General features: G+C 60.0%; 14 protein-coding genes and 4 pseudogenes. 7 read left to right on the top strand and 11 right to left on the bottom strand.

Annotated features, from left to right (window positions below):
- Positions 1-145: 145 nt before the first annotated feature.
- Both B9Z01_RS35590 and B9Z01_RS16340 read right to left on the bottom strand, forming a co-directional pair.
- Positions 146-292, bottom strand: coding sequence for a hypothetical protein (locus B9Z01_RS35590; RefSeq protein ID WP_167387495.1), 147 nt, complete (start codon positions 290-292; stop codon positions 146-148).
- The gene (locus B9Z01_RS16340) at positions 289-1,842 is read right to left on the bottom strand and encodes a M81 family metallopeptidase (RefSeq protein ID WP_085484839.1); all 1,554 of its coding nucleotides are present in this window, start codon (positions 1,840-1,842) and stop codon (positions 289-291) included. The genes B9Z01_RS35590 and B9Z01_RS16340 overlap by 4 nt, the downstream gene beginning before the upstream one ends.
- Here B9Z01_RS16340 and B9Z01_RS16335 point away from each other — a divergent pair.
- Positions 1,841-2,908, top strand: a complete 1,068-nt coding sequence (locus B9Z01_RS16335) for a LysR substrate-binding domain-containing protein (RefSeq protein WP_420814681.1) — start codon at positions 1,841-1,843, stop codon at positions 2,906-2,908. The genes B9Z01_RS16340 and B9Z01_RS16335 overlap by 2 nt on opposite strands.
- A gap of 35 nt (positions 2,909-2,943) precedes the next feature.
- On the opposite strand, the gene B9Z01_RS16330 is transcribed toward B9Z01_RS16335, so the two are convergent.
- The 4 genes and pseudogenes from B9Z01_RS16330 to B9Z01_RS36910 form a co-directional block, all read right to left on the bottom strand.
- Positions 2,944-3,924, bottom strand: coding sequence for an ornithine cyclodeaminase family protein (locus B9Z01_RS16330; protein ID WP_085484835.1), 981 nt, complete (start codon positions 3,922-3,924; stop codon positions 2,944-2,946).
- A 194-nt stretch (positions 3,925-4,118) separates the two neighbouring features.
- Positions 4,119-4,472, bottom strand: a complete 354-nt coding sequence (locus B9Z01_RS16325; RefSeq protein ID WP_085484833.1) for a DUF4148 domain-containing protein — start codon at positions 4,470-4,472, stop codon at positions 4,119-4,121.
- Between the two features lie 49 nt (positions 4,473-4,521).
- A complete protein-coding gene (locus tag B9Z01_RS16320) occupies positions 4,522-4,860 on the bottom strand; it encodes a DUF4148 domain-containing protein (RefSeq protein ID WP_085484831.1) in 339 nt (112 codons plus the stop codon).
- A gap of 469 nt (positions 4,861-5,329) precedes the next feature.
- Positions 5,330-5,398: pseudogene (locus B9Z01_RS36910) on the bottom strand (transposase); the annotation flags it as partial.
- Between the two features lie 212 nt (positions 5,399-5,610).
- On the opposite strand from B9Z01_RS36910, the gene B9Z01_RS16315 reads away from it, so the two are divergent.
- Positions 5,611-6,108, top strand: coding sequence for a DUF305 domain-containing protein (locus B9Z01_RS16315; RefSeq protein WP_085484829.1), 498 nt, complete (start codon positions 5,611-5,613; stop codon positions 6,106-6,108).
- Positions 6,109-6,140: 32 nt separating this feature from the next.
- Positions 6,141-6,347, top strand: a pseudogene (locus tag B9Z01_RS16310) (hypothetical protein); the annotation flags it as partial.
- Between the two features lie 315 nt (positions 6,348-6,662).
- Here B9Z01_RS16310 and tatB read toward each other — a convergent pair.
- Together tatB and B9Z01_RS16300 are read right to left on the bottom strand one after the other, a co-directional pair.
- Positions 6,663-7,259 carry a Sec-independent protein translocase protein TatB gene (tatB, locus tag B9Z01_RS36785; RefSeq protein ID WP_085484827.1) on the bottom strand — a complete coding sequence of 199 codons (597 nt, stop codon included), beginning with the start codon at positions 7,257-7,259 and terminating at the stop codon, positions 6,663-6,665.
- 33 nt (positions 7,260-7,292) lie between these two features.
- Positions 7,293-7,529, bottom strand: a complete 237-nt coding sequence (locus B9Z01_RS16300; protein WP_085484825.1) for a Sec-independent protein translocase family protein — start codon at positions 7,527-7,529, stop codon at positions 7,293-7,295.
- A 192-nt stretch (positions 7,530-7,721) separates the two neighbouring features.
- Between B9Z01_RS16300 and B9Z01_RS16295 the strand changes: the two genes are divergently transcribed.
- Together B9Z01_RS16295 and B9Z01_RS16290 are read left to right on the top strand one after the other, a co-directional pair.
- Positions 7,722-8,978 carry a cupin domain-containing protein gene (locus B9Z01_RS16295; protein WP_085484823.1) on the top strand — a complete coding sequence of 419 codons (1,257 nt, stop codon included), beginning with the start codon at positions 7,722-7,724 and terminating at the stop codon, positions 8,976-8,978.
- A gap of 162 nt (positions 8,979-9,140) precedes the next feature.
- On the top strand, positions 9,141-10,445 hold the full coding sequence (locus tag B9Z01_RS16290; protein ID WP_085484821.1) for an Nramp family divalent metal transporter: 1,305 nt from the start codon (positions 9,141-9,143) through the stop codon (positions 10,443-10,445).
- Here the strand turns inward: B9Z01_RS16290 and B9Z01_RS16285 are convergent.
- The 3 genes and pseudogenes from B9Z01_RS16285 to B9Z01_RS16275 form a co-directional block, all read right to left on the bottom strand.
- Complete coding sequence (locus B9Z01_RS16285; RefSeq protein WP_085484819.1) at positions 10,332-11,471, bottom strand: LysR substrate-binding domain-containing protein; 1,140 nt, start codon at positions 11,469-11,471, stop codon at positions 10,332-10,334. The genes B9Z01_RS16290 and B9Z01_RS16285 overlap by 114 nt on opposite strands.
- A gap of 139 nt (positions 11,472-11,610) precedes the next feature.
- Positions 11,611-12,429 carry a formate/nitrite transporter family protein gene (locus B9Z01_RS16280; RefSeq protein WP_085484817.1) on the bottom strand — a complete coding sequence of 273 codons (819 nt, stop codon included), beginning with the start codon at positions 12,427-12,429 and terminating at the stop codon, positions 11,611-11,613.
- A gap of 290 nt (positions 12,430-12,719) precedes the next feature.
- Positions 12,720-13,213, bottom strand: a pseudogene (locus B9Z01_RS16275) (transposase).
- Positions 13,214-13,766: 553 nt separating this feature from the next.
- On the opposite strand from B9Z01_RS16275, the gene B9Z01_RS16270 reads away from it, so the two are divergent.
- Positions 13,767-14,999, top strand: coding sequence for an amidohydrolase family protein (locus B9Z01_RS16270; protein ID WP_085484815.1), 1,233 nt, complete (start codon positions 13,767-13,769; stop codon positions 14,997-14,999).
- A 142-nt stretch (positions 15,000-15,141) separates the two neighbouring features.
- Positions 15,142-15,267: pseudogene (locus tag B9Z01_RS16265) on the top strand (IS6 family transposase); the annotation flags it as partial.
- Between the last annotated feature and the right edge of the window lie 455 nt (positions 15,268-15,722).

Genomic DNA, 15,722 nt, shown 5'->3' with positions numbered 1-15,722 from the left:
GCCCGGCGGGCAATGCAACGAAGCTGCGCGGCACAGTCGCAGGGCTGTCTGCAAACGGCCGATCGTGTGCGCCAATTTCAGGGGCGCGGCGCCTACCAGCCGCTGAAGCGTCGCCAGCGCGCGAAAACGTCACGACTTTCCGGCCTCACCGCTCGACGCGGAGCGAATTGAGATGGGCATGCAGACGCTTGATGTTGCGCTCCATCCGCACCTCGTCGAGCAACAGGCAGGGCGTATCGAGCGTCTGCAGCGTATCCGCCTGAGTCGTGTCGAATGACATTTCGCGGTTCATGCGCGCTCCCCTGGAATGATCGTGCGGGCATTGGCCTGCCACGCCGGGAGCGTATCGAGCGGCACCACCGGACGCGGCAGCTTTCTGAAATCGAATCGCGAGAGCATCGGCGAAGTGAGCCCTGGCGCATCGACGCTGATGATTCGATCGTCAGAAAAATATTCGTCGAATGCCGCCCGGAAATGACCGCGGGATTTCAGTGCGACGACGCGCGCGCCCGCAATGTCGATGCCGAACATTTCGAAGAACATGGGCTCGTGGCATTGATGCCGCTTGCTGATGACAATGACCGTCACGCCGCCCACCTGCAGCGCAACCGATGGGCCAAGATCGAAGCGGCATCCCGCGAGCTGTCCGCGCCGACCGACACCTTTGCCTTCGTGCAGACGCCGCACGCGGGCGGGCGCCTCGAAGCGCTCCGAATGCACGGTGTTTTCGCTGCGATTGAAGCGGGCGAGCAGTGTTGCGCCGACGCCTGCCTGCACGGCGTCCGCCACGAGCTCCGGATCGGTGACGACGCCCAGAATCGCGCCGTGGACCTCTGCTTCGAGCAGCGCGCGCAGTATGAACGGCGTGTTGCCGCGGCCGCCGCCGCCGGGATTGTCGGCGACGTCAGCCAGCAACACCGGCGCGCGTGTGGCGTCGTCGGCGACGGTCTTCGCGAGGCGGATCGCAGCGTCGAGCGGCGTGAGCTGCGGCACGAATGCAGCGCGTTCCTGCCAGCCGTACGACGCGAGTTCGTTGGCAATGCGGGCCGCGAGCGGCGCGTCGTTGCGCGTCGTCACGAGCACGGTCAGTCCGTTTTTCGGGGTGTCCGCGAACGCGAAGCCGCCGACGACGGAAACGTTCACCACGCGCGCGTCGTCGATCTGTTCGGCACGCCGGATCATCTCCGCATAGGGGCCGGTGCCGGGGGCCGTCAACAGTTGCGTCGGCGGGGCGCAGACCGGCAGCCGCACATGGGCGACCGCGGTATGCATGCCGTTGACGAGCTCGCTCAGAATGCGCGCCGCGTCTGCGCCGCGCTCGGCCATGTCGGTGTGGGGATTGCGGCGATAGGAAATCAACGCGTCCACCGAATCGACCATCCGGTCGGAGACGTTGGCGTGAAGGTCCAGCGTGGCGACAATCGGCACGCTGGGCCCGACGATGCTGCGTACGAGCGCAAACACGGCGCCATCGGGGTCATCCTCTTCGGTCGTGATCGCCGCGCCGTGCTCGCAGATATAGACGGCGTCGAGCGGGAGCGCCAGACGCAAGCCGCGCTCGAACTCCGTCATCGTGTCTTCGAAGAATGCATGCTCGACGGCGCCACCCGACTCGGCGTTGGCAAACAGGACAGGCACAGGTGTCCACGGCCCGATGCTGTCCAGCGTGCGGACGAAGGCGGGGATTTCGGGTGTCATGACTGGCGCGTCGCGCCGTGCGTCGGTCATCAGGTCCGCGCCTTTCAGCCACGCGCGCGAGAGGAAATCCTCACGCGTGGAGACGGGAGCAAACCGGTTGGATTCGATCGCGAAGCCAAGAATGGCAATGCGCGGGCACTTCATGGATGACCTCCTGACGGGAACGGCGTTGAAAAAATTATTGGTAGCCAATAAGCGGGCGGGGTTAACATCGGCTGATTCCTACGTTAAGCCCGCCTTAATGCTTTCCACTGACGATTTGCGATTCTTCGTCGTTCTTGCATCGGCAGCGTCGATGGCCGATGCGGCGCGCAAGCTCGATGTCACGCCGCCGGCCGTGACGCAGCGGCTGAAGCAACTCGAATCACGGCTGAGCATCCGCCTGCTCGACCGCTCCGGTCGGCGTCTCGTCCTGACGGACGAAGGTGAACTGCTCGCCGCGCATGCGCGCAGGATTTGCGGGGATATCGACGACCTGGCCGACTTGCTGTCGTCGCGGCGCAGCACGGTGGCTGGGGACTTGCGCGTGATCGCACCGCTAGGCTTCGGGCAACGCTATATCGCGCCTGCCATTGCGGGCTTTCGCAGCATGTATCCGGAGGTGACGGTGAGCCTGACGCTCTCCGATCGCCCCACGCGCATTGCGGACGACATGTGGGAGCTCATGATCCACATCGGCGAGATGCGCGACTCGTCCCTCGTCAGCAAATATCTCGCTCCGAACCGCCGCGTTCTCTGCGCGGCGCCGCAGTATCTCACCCGGCACGGCGTGCCGGCGCATCCGGACGACCTCCGCGCCCACGACTGCATAGCGCTGCGCGAAAACGACGAAGACGTGACGATGTGGCGCTTCACGCCAGGCGAGCGGGGAACGGCAGCAAACGTGAGGATCGAACCGGTGCTATCGAGCAATGACGGTGGCACGGTTCGCGATTGGGCGCTCGCAGGACTCGGCGTCATCGTGCGTTCGGAATGGGATGTGGCCGAGCATTTGAGGGCGGGCGCGCTCGTGCCCCTGCTCGAGGACTGGAAGCTCCCCGACGCGGATATCGTCGCGCTGGTCAATTCGCGGCACGGCCGCTCGGCGAGGGCGACGCGTTTCCTCGACTATCTGCGGGAGTCGATGTCGCCGCCGCCATGGCTACCTTCGGCAGGCGGCGAGGGCAAACGCCCGCGCGCTGAGGGAACGCAGCGGACCGCGGCCCGCTGAAGCGCAAGTGAGCCACCCGGCAGAGCCTCGCGGCTTTACCACGGCCACGCGATCGAGGTGCCGAGCTTTTTCTGAGCCGCACGTTCCCGTAGCAGGCTTGCCACCGTCAGGTCCTGCAAGGCGAGGCCGGTCATATCGAATACGGTGATGTCCTCGCGCTGGCGCTCGACGCGCACCTTGCCGTCCAGCACTGCTCCGAGCTCGATGGTCCGGGTGTCCGGCGCCCATTGAGCCTCGCCGATTTGCGCTACCTGGCCCGCGTCGTCGACGAAGAGCCGCACGCGTTTCAGGAGACCTTCCGGCAGTTCCCGTTTGCCCTTCGTGTCTGCACCGACGCAATTCAGATGCGTGCCCGGCCGCACGGCATTTGCGTCGAACAGCGGCCCTCTACCGGGCGTTGCGGTAATGACGATGTCGCTGTGCTCGACGGCCGCGTTGCGCTCCAGCGCGAGCGAGATGTCACAGCGTTCGCGGAAAAGCGATTCAAATGCCTCGTCATCCTTTCCATTGGACGTGACGTACCGCACCTTCCCGATGGAAGAGAAGATGCGAAGCGCGAATGTCAGCTGGATGCGTGCCTGCACACCCGTGCCGAATACGCAAACGGTCTTGCTGTCGGCACGGGCAAGCAGCTCGAGTCCCAAACCGCCCGCTGCGCCCGTGCGCATCGTGGTGATCGCATTGCCATCGATCACGCAAGTCGGACGGCCCGTCAGCGGATCGACGAGCATGATCGTGGCCTGGTGGGGCTCCCCGCCGATCTCGCGGTTGTCGGGCCAGAAGCCCGCGGCCTTGAAGCCGAGCAGCGACTGGGTCTGGACATCGCCGGATTTGATCCCGAAGATTCCGCCGCCTTCGAGCCGTTCGCGCACGACCTGGAACACCCGGCCTTGCCGCCGGCTGTGCAGCACGAATGCCTCGCGCGTCGCGGCTAGCGCGTCGTCCATGGACAGCAGGGACTCGACAGCGTGCTTGTCGAGAAGGAGCAAATCTTGATGCCGGGTGGTTATGGTCATGGCAGGCGGGGATTCGTGGCGCAAAACGCGAGATCAAGTATCGCGGCTGCGCGCGGCGATCGGGTTAACCGCGCCTAACTTTGTCATTAAGCACGAGTTAATAGTGACCGTGCGGCGTCCCGGCTCATGTCCACGCGGTGTTCACAACCGCGTGGCCGCCTCCGGGCAGGTGATATTCACGAGCGCCACGAATTTCAACTGCCAAAGAAAATGTCGCAATAGCTCGCCGGGCCAACACACGACGACGGCGCCGGCTTGGGCAGATGCAGATGTGAGCCAGCCGCGGACGTGCCAGACATCGTCGTGCCGCCAACGGCATCGTTTGCCATATGTTTGTTGTCTTGCGCTGCAATCCTGGTTTCCGCGGCCTGAATGTCCGCCGGATAGTTCACGTCGTCCGCAGCCGACGGGTTATAGCCGGCTTGCTCGACGCGGATCAGGTCTGCACGTACTTCGGCACGGGTAAGAGGGGCGTTGCTTTGCGCGAAGCTGATGACAGGACTGGCAAGAGCACCGGCGGCGATGAGAAGGCAGGTAAGAGTTTTCATGGTCAACTCCTTGGATATATGGGATGTACGAGTGAGGGGGGCGTTGCAATCAGCTGCCGAAATACGGTGTGCAGAAGCTGACTGGGCCGACGCAGTCGGACTTCTTTGCCGAATGAGTCGTCACGCGCTGCGCGCCAGCCTCCGAGGCACCTGCCGTCGCGCCGCCGGTACTTTGGTCACGCAGCTTTTGCTGGGCAACCTGCTGGGCGAAGACCGGGCTCACGTCGGGGTACGACGTATCAGTGACGAATGGCGAGCCGTTTCCCTCGGCTTGAATCAATTGCTGACGTACTTCAGCACGAGTGAGGCCTTGTGCTGACGCAGCCGAAGCGAACCCAGCAATTGCCAGTGCAAGAAACGGAAGTGCGATGATTTCACGGGTATTCATTTTGAACTCCTGATTAAAAATGTGACTTACCTAAGTGGACTTGGACCTTTGTTCACTCCTGATCTACATGAGGGCAAACAGCAATTTTGAGAAACTATTCCGATCCATCGGCAATAAGAATCTCCGTCTCGGATTTCGGCTACATTGATTCATCAATCGGGTGATTCTGGCCGTCAATTACGAGCCGATATGGACAGGTTAGCCAAACAGCGGGTATATCGAAAATACGAAGTTGGGATGCGTGCGATGCCTGGAAGTTATGTCGCAACGATGGCATCTTCTTGGTGACGACCTTGACGCGCTTGGAGCGAACGCCGGAAGGAGGAAAGTACGAGCAGACGGGGGCGGAAGCAGGGGCGCGACGGTGACCGTATAGATTCGGAACGATCGCACGTGTGCCTGAACCTGGTTCGCGCATGATGACTACGGTTCGCCACGCAGGGTGATGAACATCTCATCGAGGTGCCAAGTACCACCGCACCGCATGACTGATGATCGTCGCCGGGAACCGGTGGCCGTGATAAAGCGATTTCGTTTTCGTCCTCGCATCATGTTACGCGAACACCCCGCCCAACGTGACAGCACCGCGCCCAGCATGGGGCAATCTTGTTCCGCTACAGGGCCTCTTCCGCCTTTCAACAATCACAGCGCTGAACAACAGAATTAGTTCCCGACGTTCGGAATAAGTCGACGCCCGATGGGTTCACTCGATTGAAACATGTGACAACACGAAAAAGGAGGGACACCCTTATGCCAGCCTCGATCCGTCTGTCTGTCCCAGTGTTACTGAGGGCAGCTGTCGTGCTTGCCATGTCTGGAGTTGGAATACCCCTGTTGTTCGCCGCTGGATCGCAGGCCGCAAGCTCGGACGAGGCGCCGTTTCTTCAAGAGAATGATGCCGCGATGACGAAGATGATGGCCGACATGTCTATCAGGCCGACAGGCGATGTTGACCGGGATTTCGTCGCGATGATGGTACCTCACCACCAGGGAGCCATTGACATGGCACAGGCCGAATTACGCTATGGACTCAACGAGCAATTGCGTCGCATCGCGCAGGAAATCGTCGTCGAGCAGCAACAGGAGATTGTCGCGATGTACCTCGCGCGTGGTCAGCCCTTGCCGCCGTCGACACCCGCACCAGACCAGCAAGAGCCTGCATCATCCTCCGCGGGGGGCGCAGACGCGATGTCCCACCACGGCACGCGGATGAACATGCCGAGCCACACGCAAAAGGAGCCGCAATGAAACACACGTCCCTTCTTAGTTCGGCGCTGGCCATGGCAGCGCTGACTGCAGCCCAGTTCGCATGGGCTGGACAGGCTCCTGGTTCGTCGTCGGACCCAGATATTCCGGTCAGCCACCATGATCGCGTCTATGCCGCCGAGCAATTCTCGAACACCGTCTCCGTTATCGATCCGGCGGACAACAGGGTGGTCGGAGTGATTCGTCTGGGAGACCCGTCGCAAGGCAACTTCAGTCCGTTGGCACCGGCAACATAGAAGCGCTGGCGAACTTCATGACCAATCCAGCCGGCTCTGCGATTGTGAATGCGCTCGGCCAAATCCGCCAACTGGTCACCCCCGGTGTGGGCACTGCTGGGGATAGGCACCGCTACCTCGTGATTGCGCCGCAAGTTTCAGGCAAACCGGGAGCCCCGGTACAGGTACAGGTACAGGCGCTGCTCGCGTCGTAGGTCAATCTCGATGCGTGTGTTACCGGCACAGGCGGAGTTCGGTGACACTTGAGTTTTGCAGCAGAACCCATGATGGTGACTTCGCTGCATAACCAACCAAAGAGCTTCACGCGAGGCGTCCACCATTGCGTCCGAGCGCCTTGCTGGCGGCCATCGAGACAACGCGGGTGCGTTTGACAGCGGCGCCTCGGCCGCCTGATACCGAACCGCGCCACCTCGCCCGCGCTTGCCGGCCGGCAAATGCCGGTGCCATGGACGAAAAAGCATCCGGGCGAAGCGCGTGAGCCGGGGCATCGGATTGTCCCGACATCGGCAAATGCGCGGGTCGAACCTTGAATAGATCCGCCTGCAAATCGCCGGTACTCTCGTGGACGGAGGGCAGGTAGGCGGTTGGCAACACTTCTTTCAAGCATGCCGCCGCTGCATCGACGCCAGCTTGCAGTTCACCTGCATGCTGGTGAACGGTCCGCTCGACCGTGCCCTGCGCGTTGGTCACCGCCAGTTCGATACCTTCCTTCATCTTGCGCAGCTCGTCGATCCGGATCTGCTGGTCTACTTCTGCCCGCACGCTATTCAGGTAACGTTGCGCGTGCCCCAGTAACGCGCCGGCAGTGCGCGCGATACGGGGAAGTCGTTCCGGACCGAGCACGACCAGTGCAACCGTGCCGATGACGGCCATTTTGGAAATGTCGATGTCAAGCATGGCAACCGTCCCTCCAGATCGTTACGAATTCAATCACATGCATGAGTCATTGTTGCGCAACGGCACGATGATCCTGCCGAAAACTAGTGCAACGATTGCCAGGACGATCAGCCAGTGCGCAATGCCAAGGCTACCCATGATCAAACTCCTTTCATATGCAATGAACTTAACAGCAACCTGTTCCAGGTCGTGTGCTGATCGTAGTGCCATTTGCATGTAGCGTGTATCAGACGTTCTTATGGCTTCTTCAAAGAATTCCTGATTGTTCATTTGAGCCGCATGTTTCTAATATTTGCCGCACGGAGCGGATGGCGATGTCCCGATTCTGCAGTGAGCCCTCCAGGTTGAGCGACGGCTCACTGCAGCACAAGCCAGGCCGGTTCCTGCCCACACCTGTGTCGTACGGGAGCTCATCCTGACCACCGGGAATTGTTAAATAGGAATACTTACGAGAGAGCAATCATGACTGACCTGAAACGTCGCAGTGTACTAGCCGGGGCGGCCGCAGGTGCTGTGGCACTCGGTGCAACGGCCGTCGCCAGGGCCGCCGAGTTCGGTAACCCGGACCGTCCTTTGCAGGGAAGTATCAACTCGACGCCCGTTGCGATTTCCGAGCCCGGTCCGCAGAATCCGCAACTGCGCGATGTCTTGCCGTCGTTCAACAACCCGCCGCCGACGGACGTCGGCGGAATGCCGATCCCATGGGCATCCTTCAATGAGGCGCACAAGCGTATACAAGCGGGTGGCTGGGCGCGCGAAGTGACGACGAAGGCGTTCCCGGTGTCGAAGGACATCGCGGGCGTGAACATGCGCCTCGGACCAGGCGGTGTGCGCGAACTGCACTGGCACCAGCAGGCTGAGTGGGCCATCGTGGTTAGCGGCGAGGTTCGTATCACGACTATCGACACCAAGGGTCGCGCTGAAGTCGCCGATGTGCAGGTCGGCGACATCTGGTACTTCCCGCCAGGTCTGCCGCACTCGCTGCAAGGCTTGGGCAGCAACGGCGGTGAATTCGTCATAGCCTTCGATAACGGCGCGTCAGGCGAATTCAATACGCTGATGGTGTCGGACTGGCTGGCGCACACGCCGCCAGACATCCTGGCGCAAAACTTCGGCGTACCGGCCGAGAAGTTCAAGGAAATCCCGCTCGATCAGTTGTGGATTTATCAGGGTGCCAAAGCAGGCCCGCTCGCGGCCGACCAGGCCTATGCGGCAGCGCCGAACGGCCGCCCGGACCATCCGTTCATCTTCCGCATGGGTTCCATGGCGCCGACGCTGGCTCAGCCGGGCGGTGAAGTGCGCATCGTCGACAGCAATAACTTCCCGGTCTCCAAGACCGTGGCGGCCGCGATGGTGACGCTCCGTCCGGGCGGCTTGCGCGAGATGCACTGGCACCCGGATGCGGATGAATGGCAGTACTTCATTCAGGGTACCGGTCGTATGACGGTGTTCAACACCGGCCCGGCGGCCCAGACGGTCGACTTCAATCCAGGGGACATAGGCTACGTCGAGAAGAACCTGGGGCACTACGTGAAGAATACCGGGACGACGGACCTTGTATTCCTTGAAATCTTCAAGTCGGATCACTTCTCCGAAATAAGCCTGGCGCAGTGGTTGGCCAATACGCCGCGCCAACTCGTACGTGAACACCTGCGCGTCGACGACGCCACGCTCGACATTATCCACAAGCTGAAAGACCGCCGCGACGTGGTCGCCTGAAACGCGGCACTTTCGCCATAGTGTGGCGCCGTGTGCCCGACCGTTCGACGTGAACAAGGCTCATGGCGCCCAATCAGGATTCAATGCCGTCTCGCCGCAATTGCGTGGCGAAAGTAGCCGGCCCACACCAGCGCGACGCAGCACTTTGAGGATGCACGCATTATGTTGATAACGATAAAGCGAACCGCCAGCTATGCCCTGTCCGCAGAAGCAACGGCCGACACGGTGACGGCGATGCGCGATACCCTCGACAACAAACGTCGTGGCGTGCGTGCGCTGCTGCCGTTTGCGGGCCCGGCGGTGATCGCCTCGGTCGGCTACATGGACCCGGGCAATTTCGCCACCAACATCCAGGCCGGTTCGACCTACGGTTACGATCTGCTTTGGGTGGTACTGCTGTCGAGCCTCGTGGCGATGCTGTTTCAGGCAATGTCAGCCAAGCTCGGGATCGTGACGGGCCGCAGTCTTGCGGAACTCTGTCGCGACGAGTTTCCGCGTCCAGTCGTGATCGGCATGTGGATCGGCTCGGAGATCGCCGCGATGGCGACCGATCTGGCAGAGTTCATGGGCGCGGCGATGGGTATCTCGTTGCTGTTTCATCTGGCGCTCGGATGGGGGCTGCTGATTACCGGCGTCGTCACTATCTGCATTCTTTCGCTAGATAAAAAGGGTTTTCGTCCGCTCGAAATCGTCATTGCGGCGCTCATCACCGTCATCGGTCTGAGCTATCTATGCGAACTCGCGATCGCACCGCCTAACTGGCATGCCGCGATCTTTCACACCTTCGTACCGCGTCTGCATGACAACGCTGCACTGATGCTCGCGGTGGGTATTATCGGCGCGACCATCATGCCGCACACGATTTATCTGCACTCGGGTCTGACGCAGAACCGCGCACCGGCGCGCAACAACGATCAGCGCCGCAAGCTGGTGCAGTTTTCCAATCGTGAAGTGGTGATTGCACTAGGCTTTGCCGCCTTCGTGAATCTGGCGATGGTGGCCATGTCGGCTTCCGTGTTCAGCAGGAGCGCGCCGGGCATCTCCGACATCGCGACGGCGTATCACACGCTGACGCCCGCTCTTGGCACCGGAGCCGCGGCACTGTTCCTTGTTTCACTGCTGGCGTCCGGCATCTCCAGTTCGGTGGTCGGAACGATGGCCGGTCAAAACATCATGCAAGGCTTTGTCGGATTCAAGACCCCGGTGCTGGTGCGACGTCTCATTACGATGGTACCGGCGATTGTTGTCTGCATGACCTGCAATCCGATGAATGCAATGGTGGACAGTCAGATCGTGCTCAGCATCATCTTGCCCATCCCGCTCGTTGCGCTGGTTGTGCTGTCGTCGCGCCGCTCAGTGATGGGTCGATTTACTGCGTGCCGGAAGCTGGTCGGCACCACGGTCGTCGCCACCGGCGTGATCCTGGCTCTGAACGCGATGCTCATCTGGCAGTGCGTCGCCTCGTAACAGCGCGCGAGTGCGAAGCGCGACTTCGTGGCTGGCGCTACTGGCAGCAATCGCCTTTGTTTCTAAAGCAGTGTGATCAGGCCGCTGAAGATCCATGCCCGTATGCACCCTCTCGATACCCGTAAAATGTTCAAGCCGTGTGCCGGCCTCGGTCAGAAGAAACTGCCGGAAGTCGCGAGCCACCGGCGGCAGGGGGCGGTCGACGCGATGTGCTACGCACCAGTGGCGTTTAAGCGGAAAGCCCTGTACATCGAGCACCTTGAGTAAGCCGGCACGCACTTCGGACTGAACTGCTTGTGCTGACAGAAAGCTGATACCCATGCCTGCCATGACCGACTGCTTGATTGCTTCTTCGCAACCGATTTCCATAAAACGCGGTGTCGATTCGCGACCGCGGAATGTGTCGTTGGCGGCGTTGCGGGTGTCGGTACCACTCTCCCTTACAATCAGGCATTCGAGCGCGATGCGTGCATATGGGATGTCGTTTTCGTAAGCGAGCGCATGCGTCGGCGCCGCCACCAGTACGAAGGGATTAGGTGCAAACGGCTCGGCAACGATGGCAGGTCCGTCCGGCGCGTGCACCATTACGGCGAGGTCGATCTCGTCGCTTCGCAGCAAGGTGATGAGTTGATCGCGACTGCGCACCGTCATGTCAAGATCGACCCTGGCGTTGCGTTGCATGAAGGCGTTGATCAGATGCGGAAAGAAGTAGCTGCCCGAGGTGATCAATCCGACTCGCAGACGCTGGATGCCACCTGTCATGAGGTCCGCCAGTGATTGCTCGGCGGTCTTCAGATCCGCAAGAATCACCTGGCAATGACGCAGAATCAGCATGCCCGCTTCGGTCAGCGAGATCCGCTTACCTGTGTGGCGGAACAGCGGCAAACCGGCTTGGTCCTCCATCTGCCTGATCTGCATGGATACGGCTGGCTGGGTCAGGTGAAGGTCCTCGGCCGCGCGGGAAAAACTCAAGTTGCGCGCCACACTTTCGAAAGTTTTGAGTTGTCGAATCGTTATATTTCTCATGTAAGACCGTGCGTCTCCATTCAGGTCCGCAAAAACACCCACGAGAAATCCGAGGGCTCCACGACGGCAGTGACGGGATGTAGCGCGCCTGGCCGGCCTTGCACGTGGAAAGCTCAAACGCGATCAGTTTCGGGCACGATTAGTTCGTGCGGGCGCGGTTGCCCGCCGCCGGCATACGTGCATTCGACGGATGACCTATGCCGCCCTCCTGAAGCCAATAGCCAAGACCCAGGAAAATCCCACCGCCGGCGAGATTGCCCAAGGTGACGAAGAGTTCGTTGTGTACGGCACCGGCGAATGTGATATTGGCGGGGTGCTCGCTGATCAGCGCGAGCGCGAACACGAACATGTTCGCGACGCTGTGCTCGAAGCCGCTTGCAACAAACGCGAATACGGGCCAGAAGATCAACCCGAGCTTCGCCGCGTCACTATTGGTACGGGCGGCCATCCAGATCGCCAGGCACACGAGCCAGTTGCACAGGAGACCCCTCGCGAACAGCTGACCCGCCGGGGCGGCCATCTTCGCTTCAACCACCTTGAAGAACACCTCGGAACCGTCAGTCAGCAGCACGCCCCCTCCGGCGGCGTGCAGGATTGCCGCGAGCGCCACCGCGCCGATCAGATTGCCGATCCAGCACACCGCCCACACCAGCACCATGCCACCGACTCCGGTCTCTCCGCGGAGTACCGCAAACGGCATATACATCGCCGTGCCGGTGAACAGTTCGGAACCGGCGAACACAACGATCGTCAACGCGCAGGCGAATACCGCACCCATAATCAGGTGCATATAGGCCTGATTGAGATGCGAGCCGACCGAAAACATAAGGATGTCGCCAAAGCCAATGTAGGCGCCGGCCATCGCCGCGCCGACCAGAAAGGCAAACGGCGAGCGGACGATAGTCAACGCTTTGTGCGCGCCGATCTTCGCGAACTTATCGATACTATCTGCGTACATTACTGCTCCACAAGAATAAGCTGCATCCGGATCGAGGAGGTATCCGGACTACCTCGCCCTGGTCCTGTTGCAAGTCAATTCAACGCCTCAGGCAAGACCTGATCAATGTCCGGAGAGCTTCGCGCCCACCGGGTACCCCATTCTCGGCCGCTCACTCTGGCGGCCCCATGACACTGCGATTACAAGCCTGTTATCTTGACGCCAGCCACGCAGCACTTCAGCGAGTCCGGCAGCACGCAAAGTGACAAACTTCTCACGGGCAGCGCAATGCACTCTCCCTTTGAGAGTCGCTAACACAAGTCGTCGACGAAGCGTGAACAGATAACGGCAGCAGCAAGGCAGCGCAGCGCAACATGAATGTCGAGACGACGCTCAAAGCGGATGCGCAGTTTGCCCGGGTGTTTGCGGGGTTGGCCATTCAGGCCCGACACCGCTGGAATTGCATCGGGCGTGGACTCGAATGCATCGAGTCGTGCCGGTTGGTGCCCGTGACCGTGATGGCCAGAGGAATGCCTCGCGCATCTACGACGATGTGCCGTTTCGACCCGAGCTTGCCACGGTTTGCCAATCCCGTAGTCGTCGCCAGCATGTCATCCCGCTGCCGAAACCAGGCTCCTGCGGCAGGTCTTTATGGAATGCCCGTTTGCAGGACAGACAGGATGCCGTTCAATGCTGCGCGGTCGTCGACCGTACATCGGCGACCGCCTTTGGGTGACGGTTCGAATACGGGAATCAATGGTTCCAGCGCCGTCCACAATTCGTTACTGATTTTTCGTCTTGCCATGTCGCCATGGGTATGGCGTCCATGGCTTGATGTCCAGGTTGTGTTAGCGATTCTTATAGGGTTCGTCTTGCGGTTCGGCGTTCAGCAGTAGGGGATAGGTCAGCTTCATGGAGTTCTCCTTGACGGACAACTACCCTGAAATTCACCCGCAATTTACCCGCAAGGCGCTACCGCTGTCTGCAGCGATGCTTTGAGGGTTCGGTCTGCTCAAATAGACGATTTCGAGCGTTGCGAGTCAGTTGTGGGGCCGCCAGGGCAGCGGCTAATCCGGCTGTGGTAGCCAGCAAGCTTCATTGGTCAGATTCGAAGAGGATCATCGAGGAGTAACTCGGTATCGCACCGAGTCTGGAACCGGAAGGCTGGCTTTCCATGCTTTCTATCTAAAAACATGAGAGCATTGTCCGCTGAGATCCGCTATAGCTCGAGGCAAGCCGAGTTTCGGTTTCAGACGGTATCGCTCAGTCGGATGCAACACGTGGCCTGCGCGATGGCGACCATGCCGCTCTAATGCTTCATATTTTCCTAACGTTTGAGGAAGTGGAGGCTTATCAACATGTCCGAAGTTAAGGTGCTCATTTGCGGAAAGCTCTTCGATGGAACCGCAGATTCCGTTGTGGGGCCAATTGAGTTGCTGGTCGAAGACGACACCATCGCAGCTATCGGTGATTCGGTAGGCCGTCCGTCGAACGCACAGTTAATCGACTTATCGGACCGTACCGTGACTCCCGGCTTCATCGATACCCATGTCCATCTCTTCCTTGACGGTATGAATTTGAGAATGCAGATTCTCGAATCCAGCGCGTCGAAAGCGCTCTCTGGACTACACTTAGCCCGAAAGTACATGCGCTACGGCTTTACGACTATGAGGGACCTTGGGACCTTCGACGAAGCGTGGCCCGGCATTGACCTCCGGAACGCGATCGACGCAGGCATCTTGCCGGGACCTCGCTTAATCGTTGCTCCACACATGATTAGCGCGTCCGGTGGCCACGGCGACATGCAAGGGGCGTTCCCCTGTCGTTGCCATCGAGGTCTCTCGAAAACTGCGGACTCGCCAGGCAAGATTCGCGAACTGGTCCGCTCCGAGCATGCTCATGGAGCTGATTGGATCAAGACGATGAACACCGGCGGTTACATGAGTTTCGGAGACGACCCTGCTCGAGTAACCTGGTTTGACGAAGAGATGCAAGTAGTTGCCGACACTGCTAGTCAACTAGGTGTTCCTGTTGCCGTTCATACTGGTGCCGCCGAGGGCTGCAAGCAAGCCCTGCGGGCTGGAGCACGCAGCTTGGAGCACTGCTATCTTATCGATGACGAGGGCATAGCCTTGGCCGAAAGGTCCGGGGCGTTCCTTGTGCCAACGATGGAAATGACTCGAATCGATAAGACCATGTTGTCTGCCGGTACGCTACCCAAACAGGCGGTTTGGAAGTTCGAGCGTGATCTGAGCGAAATCGAAAGGTCTCAACGGAGAATGACGGCGAGCAGCGCAAAGATCGCATTCGGTACGGATTGCGGGATGTTTCCGTTTTCGCGAGGCATCCTCGAATTTCAGGCAATGGTCGAGGCCGGCCTTTCTAGCGTCCGCGCGCTGAAGGCAGCCACGAGTGTAGCGGCAGATCTGCTGCAACGAACTGACATCGGCGTGCTCCAGGTCGGTCGGCGTGCAGATATCGTTGCAATGGACGGCGATCCGATCGCTGACATCACTGCCACGACAAAGGTCGACTTCGTGATGCGTGATGGACGCGTCTACTGCCACGGTACATACGATCTACTGGTCTGAGTGACGTCTGACATGGAAGGCCGGACACGGAGAGATGGTGCAAGGGAAACCCGCAAAATCGATCTGCTCATGGCCGTACAAGTACGCTAGTACGTCGAATGGCGCTGTCACGTTGGACGGGGTGTTCGCGTAACAGGATGCGATGACGAAAACGAAATCGCTTTATCACGGCCACCGGTTCCCTGCGACGATCATCAGCCATGCGATGCGGTGGTACTTCCGGTTCCAGCTCAGTCTGCGCGACATCGAGGAACTGTTCTTCGAAAAATGCGACTGTGGTGGCTTCCACCAGGGCAGGCAGGTCCAAGGTTGTCCAATTTTCAGTACTGTGCACGCTACATGGACAGGCTGAAAAAATAGACAGTACTCCGTCCAGGACTTTCGTGTGTTCACGTAACGTGTACAGAGGATTTTTTTGGACGGTAACGACCGGTTGCTCCTGTCGCGCTGTTGGACGCCATGGAAAGTGAGAAATCCGGTTGATTGTGGCGCACGACATGAAACACTTGGCGATCAACGTAGAGCGTTACGAGCGAACATGTTACGCATATTCAGCTATGATTTCCCTATCAGCGGCCTGTTACGAACGGTCGCCTGTCCGACCAACGCATAGACGAAGAAGGGATTTCGATGGCTACCCTACGAACCGGGCACCGTTACCGTGATGCACATACTGGCAAGACTATCGACGTCTGGTTTCCTGCCTCGGGCGTCGTCAAAAAC

Source organism: Paraburkholderia susongensis (genome assembly GCF_900177725.1).
GTDB lineage: Bacteria > Pseudomonadota > Gammaproteobacteria > Burkholderiales > Burkholderiaceae > Paraburkholderia > Paraburkholderia susongensis.
The sequence above is the reverse complement of the archived record's forward strand: the minus strand, read 5'-3'. Positions and strand labels throughout refer to the sequence as shown.